General features: G+C 42.9%; 16 protein-coding genes, 1 tRNA gene and 1 pseudogene. 13 read left to right on the forward strand and 5 right to left on the reverse strand.

Features of this window, described 5'->3' with window-relative positions:
• Window positions 1–134 (forward strand): annotated as a pseudogene (locus H6G28_RS15705) (IS630 family transposase); the annotation flags it as partial.
• A 35-nt stretch (window positions 135–169) separates the two neighbouring features.
• On the opposite strand, the gene H6G28_RS15710 reads toward H6G28_RS15705, so the two are convergent.
• From H6G28_RS15710 to H6G28_RS15720, 3 genes are all read right to left on the reverse strand, one after another.
• Window positions 170–1,912: a DUF3352 domain-containing protein gene (locus H6G28_RS15710; RefSeq protein WP_190672035.1), complete on the reverse strand. Its 1,743-nt coding sequence runs from the start codon at window positions 1,910–1,912 to the stop codon at window positions 170–172.
• A gap of 730 nt (window positions 1,913–2,642) precedes the next feature.
• On the reverse strand, window positions 2,643–3,272 hold the full coding sequence (locus H6G28_RS15715) for a chorismate lyase (RefSeq protein ID WP_190591155.1): 630 nt from the start codon (window positions 3,270–3,272) through the stop codon (window positions 2,643–2,645).
• Between the two features lie 183 nt (window positions 3,273–3,455).
• Window positions 3,456–3,536: transfer RNA gene (locus H6G28_RS15720), tRNA-Leu, on the reverse strand.
• Between the two features lie 433 nt (window positions 3,537–3,969).
• Between H6G28_RS15720 and accC the strand changes: the two genes are divergently transcribed.
• The 7 genes from accC (at window position 3,970) to H6G28_RS37370 (ending at window position 7,274) form a co-directional block, all read left to right on the forward strand.
• Window positions 3,970–5,313, forward strand: a complete 1,344-nt coding sequence (accC, locus tag H6G28_RS15725) for an acetyl-CoA carboxylase biotin carboxylase subunit (RefSeq protein ID WP_190672038.1) — start codon at window positions 3,970–3,972, stop codon at window positions 5,311–5,313.
• Between the two features lie 360 nt (window positions 5,314–5,673).
• Window positions 5,674–5,892: a hypothetical protein gene (locus tag H6G28_RS15730; protein ID WP_190672041.1), complete on the forward strand. Its 219-nt coding sequence runs from the start codon at window positions 5,674–5,676 to the stop codon at window positions 5,890–5,892.
• A complete protein-coding gene (locus H6G28_RS15735; protein WP_190672045.1) occupies window positions 5,885–6,301 on the forward strand; it encodes an aspartyl protease family protein in 417 nt (138 codons plus the stop codon). The genes H6G28_RS15730 and H6G28_RS15735 overlap by 8 nt, the downstream gene beginning before the upstream one ends.
• Window positions 6,302–6,362: 61 nt before the next feature.
• Window positions 6,363–6,749 (forward strand): VOC family protein, encoded by a 387-nt coding sequence (locus tag H6G28_RS15740; RefSeq protein WP_190591163.1) that lies wholly within the window; start codon window positions 6,363–6,365, stop codon window positions 6,747–6,749.
• A 20-nt stretch (window positions 6,750–6,769) separates the two neighbouring features.
• The gene (locus H6G28_RS37800) at window positions 6,770–6,877 is read left to right on the forward strand and encodes a BrnT family toxin (protein WP_199332862.1); all 108 of its coding nucleotides are present in this window, start codon (window positions 6,770–6,772) and stop codon (window positions 6,875–6,877) included.
• A complete protein-coding gene (locus H6G28_RS15750) occupies window positions 6,840–7,115 on the forward strand; it encodes a BrnA antitoxin family protein (RefSeq protein ID WP_190672048.1) in 276 nt (91 codons plus the stop codon). Before H6G28_RS37800 ends, H6G28_RS15750 begins: the two co-directional genes overlap by 38 nt.
• Before the next feature lie 33 nt (window positions 7,116–7,148).
• Entirely contained in the window at window positions 7,149–7,274 is a 126-nt protein-coding gene (locus tag H6G28_RS37370) for a hypothetical protein (RefSeq protein ID WP_277883230.1), read from the forward strand.
• On the opposite strand, the gene H6G28_RS15755 is transcribed toward H6G28_RS37370, so the two are convergent.
• Window positions 7,271–7,564, reverse strand: coding sequence for a YggT family protein (locus tag H6G28_RS15755; RefSeq protein ID WP_190672050.1), 294 nt, complete (start codon window positions 7,562–7,564; stop codon window positions 7,271–7,273). The genes H6G28_RS37370 and H6G28_RS15755 overlap by 4 nt on opposite strands.
• 87 nt (window positions 7,565–7,651) lie before the next feature.
• Between H6G28_RS15755 and H6G28_RS15760 the strand changes: the two genes are divergently transcribed.
• The 5 genes from H6G28_RS15760 to H6G28_RS15780 all read left to right on the forward strand — a co-directional run bounded on the left by H6G28_RS15760 (window position 7,652) and on the right by H6G28_RS15780 (window position 10,910).
• Window positions 7,652–7,801 carry a hypothetical protein gene (locus H6G28_RS15760; RefSeq protein WP_190672053.1) on the forward strand — a complete coding sequence of 50 codons (150 nt, stop codon included), beginning with the start codon at window positions 7,652–7,654 and terminating at the stop codon, window positions 7,799–7,801.
• A gap of 287 nt (window positions 7,802–8,088) precedes the next feature.
• Window positions 8,089–8,208, forward strand: a complete 120-nt coding sequence (gene psbX, locus H6G28_RS15765; protein WP_015112477.1) for a photosystem II reaction center X protein — start codon at window positions 8,089–8,091, stop codon at window positions 8,206–8,208.
• Between the two features lie 409 nt (window positions 8,209–8,617).
• Entirely contained in the window at window positions 8,618–9,535 is a 918-nt protein-coding gene (locus H6G28_RS15770) for a Ycf66 family protein (RefSeq protein WP_190672055.1), read from the forward strand.
• Window positions 9,536–9,586: 51 nt separating this feature from the next.
• The gene (locus H6G28_RS15775; protein ID WP_190672058.1) at window positions 9,587–10,150 is read left to right on the forward strand and encodes a TolB-like translocation protein; all 564 of its coding nucleotides are present in this window, start codon (window positions 9,587–9,589) and stop codon (window positions 10,148–10,150) included.
• A gap of 232 nt (window positions 10,151–10,382) precedes the next feature.
• Window positions 10,383–10,910 (forward strand): TolB family protein, encoded by a 528-nt coding sequence (locus tag H6G28_RS15780; protein WP_190591173.1) that lies wholly within the window; start codon window positions 10,383–10,385, stop codon window positions 10,908–10,910.
• A gap of 174 nt (window positions 10,911–11,084) precedes the next feature.
• On the opposite strand, the gene H6G28_RS15785 is transcribed toward H6G28_RS15780, so the two are convergent.
• Window positions 11,085–12,098, reverse strand: coding sequence for a succinate dehydrogenase/fumarate reductase iron-sulfur subunit (locus H6G28_RS15785; protein WP_190672289.1), 1,014 nt, complete (start codon window positions 12,096–12,098; stop codon window positions 11,085–11,087).
• Window positions 12,099–12,288 lie beyond the last annotated feature (190 nt).

Raw genomic sequence — 12,288 nt, forward strand, 5'->3', positions numbered from 1 at the left:
ACGCCAAACGATTCATCAGAGAGTTTTATTTTTTCTGTCATTCTTTTACTGTGGTGAAAGCGTTATTTGAACTAGCAATTCACGGTCAAATTTTTGACTTTCCCAAACTCCATACCTATGGTGTTTTCTCATAACTGATTTAGGATTGCTATATATATTTATGTTGAATTTAAGGTTTTGAATTACTGATGTTGGGATGATTCTCTGAATTAGGCACAGTGGCTGCATTGGTCGATTTTTTCAGAGAGAGAAAAATATCATAGCGGGTACTGCGGCTGTCACTCACTGAGGTTGTTGCGCCAATGAAACGAGTCGCTTCTAAAAAAGTTCTTTGTTTGGGAAATAGGGTATTGAGGGTAAAGTTATTTACCATGCGTTCGACATCTATAAAAAATGCACTATTCGTGGGATTCAACTCTGTCGGCACAGTTTGTTGATATGCAAGATTGCTGGCTAATGTGCTGGTGGGTTTAGGCACAATTTTATCGGTAACGGGAGCGCCTAATACCATGAACGCAGTATCTTGATCTAACCAGCCGTGGCTGGCTGTTAAAGTGCCGAAAGGCCCAATCCAGTTAACAACAGGTTGACCTGCAACTGTTCCTGGTTGAATTTGGAATTGGTATTGAGTTTTAATGATGTCATCTAGCTTTTGGAGAGATGCTTCAGCTAATTTGCGATCGCTGGCTTTAACCATGAATACCAATCCAGCCCTAAAATCTCCTGGTGCGCCGTTGTTTTGAACGTTGGGAATCAGCGAGACAGCAAACTCACCTTTCATCCAACTGAGTAAATCTCGTTCTAAATCAAGACTCGTCAGCGATTTCACCCCGCTACGTAATTGTTCTGGAGATACGGGTGAAAGCGGATTTCCTTGGGATGTGAGAATATAGTCACCCCACAGCCGTTGTAAATTACTACCAGATAACATCATTAAGGTTTCTGCTGGCATTCGCTGCTGCATATTACCTGCTGAGTTATCCACCGACAGTAGACGCTGGCTTTGAGGATTCAGCCACGAAACGCCCTTTAAGCGTATGCCATCTGACTCTAAACTAATCGCCCCCGCTAAACCTTGGTTATTTTGCAGTTGTGCCAAAACTTGGGCTGGTAAACGTCGGTTTGGAGCTTTAGTGGCAATTTTGGCAGCATTTGGGACGTTGATGTAAAATTGGGCAAAAGAATTAGACTCAGAAATTTTGGGGAAATTCTCAGCGAAACTGCCAACTGTTGCCAAGGATGTTTGATGTTTGTAGGCATCAATTGCCCGTTCCGTGGCTTTCGGGTTATCGGTAATCACCAGGAAGCGTTTATCGAGTAATGTGGCGGAAAGGTTTGTCCCAAATTCCCCTTCGCTTTGTTTGATGGGGACTCCCTGATAGGTGCGGTCAATCCATTTCCCGGTTTTTAAGGCTTTGGGTTGTGCCAAAATTTTTTGCGCTAACTCGGAGTTTTTCACAGGTAAAACCATCACCATTGACTGCTGGCTGTCAGGTGTAAGGCTATCGGTAGCTACAGGCTTAGACTGATTTGTTTCGGGAGCTAAAATCGCCAAGGTAACTTCTTTGTCTACCCAAGGTTGAATATCTTGCTCAAAATTAAAACCATTATTTGTCAGAAAGCGATCGCGCAACTGCATTAAAGTTTGATTAAGTTGTGCTTGCGATTCTTTTGTGCCGAATTCCTGCAATTTCTGCCATTGTTTGGGATCTGTAGTCACAGAAGCAGCAAACAGTGCATCATTCGGGATAATATTTGCACCTACTAATAAATTTCCAGAAAAATGCCCTTGGCTGAACAATCTATAGGCTACTCCGCCACCAATAATTAATAAACCAGTAGCCGAGAGCGTCAGTGCCAAAGACGGTTTCTGTTTTTTCTTCACGGGAACAGACACAATAGGCAGCGCCATTGAAACCAATACCTCATACTTGCGAACTTTTTACTTGTTTGACCAAGTAAACTTAAGCTTTTTTCTTACTTTTGGGCTGTTTTTCAACAATTGTCTCTACCCTAAAATTTTGCTGATACTTCGGTAATCAACGTGAGCTATTTTTCCTTTAAAAGTAGTGATTTTGTTGTTAGTTAATCTTTTTAACATGCTTTACTCTATTTCGCAGGCAACTTTTCTCTAAAAGTTTGCTGTGTTAATCAAGCTTAATTAGAGAACTTTGTCATAATTTACGCATTCATACTACGAATCAATATAAGTTTCCAAGTTTATTCTCAGCATTATGAGGATATAACTAACTTCAAAAAGCTGCAAGTCTCCAGTAATTTGTAATTTTTACTACTGATACATCTGAGTTCTTTTATATTTAACGCTCAAAAATATATAGCAATCCTAAATGATTCATTAACATCTGTCTCCCTTGTCTTTGTTGTTCACATATCAACTAGGACTGCTGTAGCTGTGAGGCACTAATTTTTGCAATTATAATTACTGACAACTATTTTTACCAAAATTAGCAAAACTCAAATTTCGGCGATTTAGCGATATTTTGACACTTAATATTAGCTAGAACGCGGTAAATGAATCCGCCATCTAGAGATAATTTTTAGATAAATTTAACTTTTCTTAGTTCCGGTAATTTTTTTACCGAATCAGAGTTGGATTTGAATGTAGCGATCGCCACTGCATTCTACACTTTGCCATTCGTCCCACTCAACTGCATCGGCCCCAAATACTTGGTTAAATACGGCGAAAACACCTCATAAATTAAAGTTAGCGGTTGTCCATGATGCCAAAACAAGTAGTGACGACCCCAAAACGGCCCAGGCACATCAAAACCAGACTCCAACGCTGCCGAGTTGCCATAATAAATACCGCGCACATCCCGATATAACTCTGTACGGAGACGCGCCAAACTCGCCCAAATTGGCAATGAACGATTTTGTAAATACTCATCTACATGGCTGGCTTCCCACCAAGATGTCGCATAAGCCAATCTCTGTCCTGACGCAGTACGTAACCACACCTGACGGCGCAGTCTTGGCCCTGGCACAGCTTGAATCAAATCAGGCGCATCATCTAAATCTGTACCAATCAAGGACATATCAATCACATCGACTTCTGTCGGTTCACCTGTCAGCAATTCTAAATGCCGAGTCGGAGAACCATCACCCAACAACAGCAGTTGCCAAGCAGGAGCCAACTGTGTGTGGGGTAAACTCTTTTGGATAACTTCTTCGTCCCCTTGCCAAATCGGAGTTAGACGGTGCCAAGCTGTTGGCAGCGCAGGATTGTTCGTCAGAGTAAAAATAGCAGTCAATTTTATTTACAAAAGTTCATCTATCTCTATAAAAGCACAAAAAAAGTCAATAGTTCAAAGCTGATAATCAGTAGTTAGGCATTGCTTAACTATTGACCATTCACTCATAACCATTGACCCAGCCCTTGCGGGGCAGGAACAGGAAGGTTGTCGAAGTCTTCTCTGTTCCCTTTTCATCAAAAATGCGGATGGCGAGACTCGAACTCGCAAGGCAAAGCCACACGCACCTCAAGCGTGCGCGTATACCAATTCCGCCACATCCGCGAGAGTTCACTGAAGAACTAATATAGCACAACTAAGTGATTATAGTAAGGTAATATCTAATTTTGCAAAATTTACCAAAAATTTAAGTGAACATGTTCGCAACTTTCCCGAAGGTGGATATCAGACTAACAGAAATGTAATAGCGCCACAAGTGATATTAAAAGGGGTATAGCTACTTTAAGATGTTCCGCACTCACCACAGCCTCGTTCGGGAAACTGGCACAGACAAGCAGATGTGAAGCTGTTAATCTGGTTAAGACCCGTAGAGACTCCCTGGCAGTCCTGACCTTTGTGAAACTGCGAAGGGCGTATATATACTGCTCAGGATGCTGCTGAAAAAACTCTCATCGTTATTTGTAACCAAGTCAAAGCTTTGTTGCAAATCAGATAAGAGAAAATGTCAATCTACTGGTACTAATATCGAAACTCGAAAATGAAGTTTGACAAAATACTAATTGCTAATCGGGGAGAAATCGCCCTTCGTATTCTCCGCGCCTGTGAAGAAATGGGAATAGCGACTGTTGCGGTTCACTCCACTGTTGATCGGAATGCGCTCCATGTGCAGCTGGCTGATGAAGCCGTTTGTATTGGTGAGCCTGCCAGCAGTAAAAGTTATTTAAATATTCCCAACATCATTGCTGCCGCCTTGACCCGGAATGCCACTGCCATTCATCCTGGCTATGGTTTTTTGTCAGAAAATGCCAAATTTGCCGAAATTTGTGCAGATCATCACATTGCATTTATTGGCCCGACTCCAGAAGCAATTCGGTTGATGGGAGATAAATCCACAGCCAAAGAAACCATGCAAAAAGCTGGAGTGCCAACAGTACCAGGAAGTGATGGTTTAGTCGAGTCAGAACAAGAAGGATTAGCACTGGCGAAAGAAATTGGCTATCCCGTGATGATTAAAGCCACGGCTGGCGGCGGTGGACGGGGGATGCGCCTAGTCCGTTCTGAAGAAGAATTTGTCAAACTGTTTTTAGCTGCTCAAGGTGAAGCAGGCGCAGCCTTTGGTAATTCTGGCGTTTATATCGAAAAATTTATTGAACGTCCCCGCCACATTGAATTTCAAATTTTGGCAGATAACTATGGCAATGTAATTCACTTGGGTGAACGGGATTGTTCTATTCAACGCCGTAACCAAAAATTATTAGAAGAAGCCCCTAGTCCGGCTCTTGATCCAGACTTACGTGAGAAAATGGGACAAGCTGCGGTCAAAGCTGCCCAGTTTATTAACTTTACCGGGGCTGGTACGATTGAATTTCTCTTAGATCGGTCGGGTAGTTTCTACTTTATGGAAATGAACACCCGCATTCAAGTAGAACATCCTGTTACCGAGATGATTACTGGTGTGGACTTAGTAGTCGAACAAATTCGGGTGGCTCAGGGCGAAAGACTCAGGCTAACTCAAGACCAAGTGATTTTGCGGGGACACGCCATAGAATGCCGCATCAACGCCGAAGACCCAGACCACGATTTCCGTCCCGCCCCAGGTCGCATTAGCGGTTATCTTCCCCCTGGTGGCCCTGGTGTGCGAATTGATTCCCACGTTTACACCGATTACCAAATTCCCCCCTACTACGATTCTCTGATTGGTAAGTTGATTGTTTGGGGGCCAGACCGTGCCACTGCTATTACTAGAATGAAACGCGCCCTGCGGGAATGTGCTATTACGGGACTACCAACAACTATTGGTTTTCATCAAAGAATTATGGAAAACCCACAGTTTTTACAAGGCAATGTTTACACCAACTTCATTCAAGAAATGAAACTCTAGAAAATTAGGAAGTAGAAGGTAAAGGGAAAGGGTAAAAGGCTGAGAAATATCTTATTTTCAGTTGACTACCTGCCCCTTTCCTGATCCTGCTCAGGTTAAGTAGTCATGGTACGATGCAGCCAGCTATTCTAGTGACCACGAACTATGGGAATGTCGAATGAAGATTTGTCCATAAGCAAAGTCTATTGCCCTGGTTTGTTCGCCGATCTGGTTAGGAAAAAATCGCTGCCACAGGGATCAGAAGTTCCTGAACCAACCCATCAGACTAATTGATAGAATAATTGAACTCTAGCGATCGCCCATACAATAAGCCAGTATCCTCGACCTTTTCACCCAATCTTCAGAAAAGGAGATTCTCAAATGTCATTAGCTGAACTCATGTCACAAATCCAAGAACTTCCAAAAATTGAAAAGCTTCGGCTGATGCAGTTTCTCGCTACAGAACTGGTCAAAGAAGAAGATGCAAACTTCTTTGTTGCGAACCAAGAGTATCCGATCTGGTCGCCTTACAATTGCTCTGAGGCTGCCAATGTTTTAATGAATCTTCTAGCGACAAAGCAACAAGAACCGAATGGTTGACGCTCAAAGATTTCCCTACAAAATCATTGATAGCAGGCTTGGTATGGTTGATCGGATGGCGTATCTGCCATTGATGCTTAGTCTTAACGGTCAGTCGTTGAACACCGAAGGTTTATTAGATACGGGCGCAAGCGTTAATGTTTTGCCATACGAATTGGGTCTACAACTGGGCTTAATTTGGGAGAATGAAACTCTCTCAGTTGTGCTGACAGGAAACTTGGCTCGATTTGAAGCTCGCGCAGTCGTTGTTGATGCTCAAGTTAGTTCATTCCCAAGGGTTAATCTAGCATTTGCCTGGACACAAGCAACCAATGTGCCTTTGATTTTAGGACAGGCCAATTTCTTCTTCGAGTTTGATGTATGTTTCTTTCGTGCGCGATCAGAATTTGAAGTTCGTTGTAAGGTTTGAGATATAAGCATTGAGAAACGGAAAGTTTCTATATAAATAATAAATAGTTCGGTAAGCAAATATGATCGCTCACCTGGATCACTTGGTTCTGACCGTTGAAGATATTTATCGAACCGTCGATTTTTATACAACGGTTCTCGATATGCGTGAGGTTTCCTTTGGAGAAGGACGGACAGCCCTCTCCTGTGGACAACAAAAGATAAATTTACACAAGAAAGGGCAGGAATTTGAACCAAAGGCATTATTCCCGACTCCTGGCTCGGCCGATCTCTGCTTCATCGCATCAGTTTCCCTAGATGCAGTTATCGCACGACTATATGAGAGAGGTATTCCTATTCTGGAAGGCCCTGTTCGACGAACTGGTGCCAAAGGAGCTATTCTTTCGATATATTTTCGAGACCCAGATTCTAATTTAATTGAAGTATCCAACTACATAGAACGCCTATAATCGGTTTGTTGCAAGGGCGAGTGATTGCCATTGTCCATACAGAACATGAGGATTGCACTCGTATTATTTCTGCAAGAAAAGCGACGAAATATGAACAACGAACCTACTTCGAGCAACTCTCAAACTGATTGGCAACGATTAGACGCAATGAGTGATGAGGATATTGATTTCTCAGACTGCCCAGAAATTACACCAGAAATGTTTGCTAAGGCAGTAGTGCGACGAGGTTTACCTACCACAAAAATCAAAGCTCAAGTTACACTCCGCATTGATAGCGATGTATTGGAGTGGTTTAAGTCGCAAGGGCGAGGCTATCAGACACAGATCAATCAATTGCTACGAGCGTATATGGAGGCACATCAATAACAGGCAGCTTGAGATTGCCTACGAGAATGAAGATTGAAGCTATTTGTTAGTAACGATGCGTGCTTCCTTAACGTTTCTGATCTTCATACAGAGAGCGATCGCTCCAAACATGATAAAGTTGGTGCCGGAAATGCGATCGCATCCTCCCCTATCCCCTAGCTGGCATGAGACATCATCGTGATTAATCCTTGCTGACCTAAGAGAATTTCCCGCAGTAAGCTGAAAATCCCTACCCAAATAATTGGGGTAATGTCCACCCCGCCTATTGGTGGTACTAGCTTACGTAAAGGTACTAAAAACGGCTCAGTCGGCCAAGCTATGAGATTGAAGGGTAACTTATTTAAGTCGGCTTGGGGATACCAAGTCAGAACAATGCGGAAAATAAACAGAAATGTCATCAGTCCCAACAGGGGGCCGAGAGTCCAAACGGTCAAATTAACACCAGTCATCTGTTTGCGCTACTGTTTTTGAACGAAGAAAATTCCGAGAAGTAAATCAGAAAGTTTGAAGGTTTGTAAAGCTTATAGATATATTTTATGGCAAATGCCAGTCAAGCAATTTTAGATTTGGGATTGATACCATTTCACTTGAAAAATAATACACATCGGCAAGCTCTAGGAAGCAGCGCCTCGACTGCGCTCGGCAACCGGGAGCAGAGGCGCAGAGGAAGTGGTGATTTGTACTAGTACTTGAGTGAATTGGTATGACTCCACAGATAAATCTGGCGACTTTTTCCATACCGCTAACATTGGTCACAATCAACACAAAAGCATCACTTTGGCTAAATATTAAGATTTCTAGAGATTTTTGTGAAAATAATTTGTGTCTAGTTGCAGGAAATACGGAGCGATAAATATTCATCCCTAGCCCCTAGCCTGAATTTTCTGGTTTTAAAGCTTATACTAAAAGGCTTCTCAAGGAAGTACTACACTATTAGAATTATGATGAAGTGTGTAAAAAAAGGTTGAGAACAATGACACCATCTTTAGCAAATTTTCTTTGGAGTCTGGCTTGGGGTACTGCGATCGTTGTTATCCCTGCTACTGTTGGGCTAATTTTCATTAGCCAAAAAGATAAAATCCAACGTTCTTAATCTTTTGTCGAGTCAATTAGACTCTAATAGGACTTACGCATAAAAACGAAAAATCAAGGGTTTTGGAGAGGGTGCAAGGGTACAGGGTATAGGGGTGTATATATCTAAAACCCTTACGCCACACCCTTACACCCTTACACCCAATCTTCATAGACAATCTTTGTGCGTAAGTCCTGTCTAAGACCAGTATTCTGTCAGCTAATTACCTAATTGCATTCACATTAGCAATCTTCCTTGTGAGGACAGGGTATACTTAGCTGACAGATATCAATTTTTTGGCTGGCAATGATTAAAAAGCTTCAGACCTTCTGAGCCAAAAGCCGTGAAGCTCAATTATATTGTGATTAATTAAAGTAGTGATTTTAATTTTGACTCGCTAACATAGATTGTGATATTGGGATAAAGAACAATGCTAAATTTTGGGCTGAACTCAGCCAGTGTTCTGGCTCAGGTCAATGTAGGAACGAACTCAGCCAGTATTCTAGGAATTTTCCTGGCTGTGGCTGGGGCAGCACTGTATTTTATGCGGACTGTACGCCCAGAACTTTCACGAGATCAAGATATCTTTTTTGCGGCTGTAGGTTTACTCTGCGGCTTTATTTTGATTTTCCAAGGATGGCGGTTAGACCCGATTTTACAATTCGGTCAATTGCTGTTGGTGGGAACAACGGTGTTTTTTGCTGTGGAAAGTATTCGCCTACGTAGCATCGCTACCCAGCAAGCCAAGCGCAACACTCCGATTGTGGATAAAGAACGGGAAGTCAGCGATAACTATTCATATAATAGGAGGTCGCGCAAAGACTATGAAGCTGAGGTAGAAGACGATTACGAACCACTACCTTATGAGGAAGAAGAACCTCCAGTACGTCCTAGAATTCGACCCAGCAGAGATACTCGTTCATCCCGTGATGACTACAATGAGGAGCAACCACCCCGTCGCTCAAATCGTCGCCCCAGCAATGAACGGACAGACACGACTGATAAAAATCGTCGCCGGACTTCTACTCGTTCCAATAGCCGTTCGACTGAGAGATATGACGATGAAGAAAGTTGGGGTTCTGCTTCCGCAAAACAGGTAGATGATTGGGAAAGTCCCAGTGATGAAGGAAGAAAACCTGCGCGTCGTGGAAGTAACGGTAATCAGCGTTCTGAAAGTCGGGAAGATAATGTTCCGACTAGACCCAGAAAACGTCGTCCGCCTGCTGAGACAACTTCGCGCCGCGAAAGTGCAGATGATGATGTTATTCCAGCAGATTACGTTCCATACAAGCCAATAGACCAGTCTGATGATGAATCAGATAATTCAACTAATTTTGATGATGTCTAAAACTGGTGGGATGGATGTAAGCTAGAGGCGATGTAAAAAATAACAGTAGAGGTGAAAAAATTTACGCCTATTGTGTGGCTCCAAAGACCGATTCATTGGAGCCTGATTTTTGGCTTAAGCAGCTTACTTGTATCTTGTGGTGCCAGTGAGATTCCCCTGGGGCCGACTTCGTTAAACAGCCGTTATACAGAAGAACAACCGACGTTAAGTGGTAACGGTCGGTTCTTGGCGTTTGTTTCAAATCGTAATGGTAGTCACCAATTACTCATATATGATTTGCAACAACAAACATTTGTGAGAACTCCGGGTTTAAATCGACCAGAAACAATTAGTGAAAGCCCTAGCTTGAGCTATACAGGGCGTTATGTTGTTTATTTAACGAGCGACCAAGGTAGACCAGTGGTAGCCCTTTACGATCGCGCCATACAACAGTCACAAGTTCTCACACCTGTTTATCGTGGCTGGGTGCGAAATCCTGGGATTAGTCCTGATGGACGTTATGTTGTGTTTGAAACAGCCAGTCGTGGTCAATGGGATATTGAAGTGTTAGACCGTGGCCCGAATATTGAATTAGATATTCCTAATGGGGCGACGGTGGATGGGCCGACGAATTGAGGAGAGAGGGACAAGGGGGACAAGGGAGACAAGGAAGACAGGGGAAAGAGTCACGATGAAACTTATTTCCCAAGCCAAGCATGAAATAGCGACTATTGTGTTTACTCAGCACTTTCAACTCAGCACTCAGCGAGAAGTTGCGTGCGGGGGTTCCCCCCGTTGAGCAAACTTCGGTGACTTTCAAGCTAGGGAGATGAGGGGAAATTAACAAAGGACAAATGACTATTGACTAATGACAAAAAGTAGTATTTTTATCCCTATATTTGCTTGTTGTAGTTTACTAACTGGTTGTTTTGGCTATCCCCGGTTGGTGAGTTATCCTTTTGATCCGGGGGGGCAGAGTATGAATAGTTTGGCTTCGGAGTTAAGTCCGCAAACTTCTGGGAGATATATTGTTTTTATTAGCGATCGCCGGGGTAGTCAAGATGTTTATATGTTTGATACCCTGACGCGCAATTTAATTGATTTACCAGGTTTAAATGCTTTAGATACGATCGCCTCTCACCCCAGCGTTTCCCAAGATGGTCGTTATGTTGTGTTTGCGGCTAGTCGTCAGGGGAGGTCGGCGATTTTTTTATATGACCGCGAAACCCGCCAATCTCGCAATTTGACTAATAATTTGCAAGCGGAAGTTCGTCACCCAACTATTAGTGCGGATGGTAGTCGCATTGCCTTTGAGTCGAGTAATAACGGGCAGTGGGATATTTTAGTTTATGACCGTTTTGGGCGACCATTGGATATACCCCAAGATCCTCGATAAAAATAAGGAGTTGGGAGTTGGGAGTGGGAAATAAGGTTTTAGATATAGGGTTTAGGGGTATGAGGGGTGGGAAGTGTGGGAGGGGTGGGAGGATGGTGAAGAAATGTTTCCCCCCACACTCCCCACACTCCCCACACTCCCCACACTCCCCACACTCCCCACACTCCCCATTCCCTACTCCCCATTCCCTACTCCCTTAATTTTCTGTACTGATTCAATGAGCGATCGCACTTGTTTTGTCCCGGCAGATGGTTCAAAAGACAAGGGGAATTTACCTTTGGCAATCATTCTTAATCCCAGGGGTGCGAGACTTAATAATCCTCTCAAGTCCCGAAAATAATTACCCACAACTTGCAAACCAAATTGGCGTTCATCAATCCAGCCGCCTTCTTTGACTAATTCCACTAAAACTTTGCGGTGACGTAGGGAACGGGTATCAGCTGTTTGTTTGTGAGAGAGAATTTCTTGTTTAATTTTGGTAATTTGTTCGAGGGGGGCAACTTCCATTGGACAAACGGAATCGCAATATAAACAACGAGTGCAACCCCACACTCCTTTAGTACCTTCGTTGTAATTTTCTAAGCGATTTTCTGTATTACTATCACGAGAATCTGCAACCATTCGATAGGCTTTAGCTAAAGCATGGGGGCCGACAAAATCGGGATTTACTTCGCGGGCGTTGCATTCAGAATAACAAGCACCACACATAATACAGTTACCAGTTTGATCTAAAAGCGATCGCTCTTGGGGTGTTTGTAAAAATTCCCGTTCTGGAATTTGTCTGGCTGCTGTACTAACATAAGGAGCGACAGCTTCCAAATTATCCCAAAAACTGCTCATATCTACCACTAAATCTTTAATCACAGGCATATTACCCAGGGGCGCAACTGTGATTTCTAAATTGGGATTTTCTGTATTGGTCAAAGATTGTATTTGCTGTAATCTAGCTATTTCACTTCCGACATTTTCTTTACAAGCTAAAGCCGAACGCCCATTAATTCGCATCGCACAACTACCACATATAGTATTGCGGCAATTTTTGCGAAATGCTAATGTACCGTCTTGCTCCCATTTAATGCGATTTAGACAGTCAAGGATTGTATTACCAGGGTCTACCTCTAGTGGGTAAGTTTGCACCACAGGTAGAGAATTTTGTTGCTGTCGAATAACCTTAAAAATAACTTCCATTGCCACCAACCAAAGTCTTAAAATTGCTTTACCAGCTTGAAAAATCATAACTCAAGGCTAGTAGGTGCGAAAATTGAGTTATACTCTTGTTGCTCTTAATTCAAAACCGAGTGTTAAAAGGCTGATGAGCCAAGAGCTACTGATTATAGTTCCAGGATAACCATTAAAATTTTAGTTGTATTAGCACCAT

Origin of the sequence: Nostoc sp. FACHB-190, assembly GCF_014696905.1 — a bacterium.
GTDB lineage: Bacteria > Cyanobacteriota > Cyanobacteriia > Cyanobacteriales > Nostocaceae > Nostoc_B.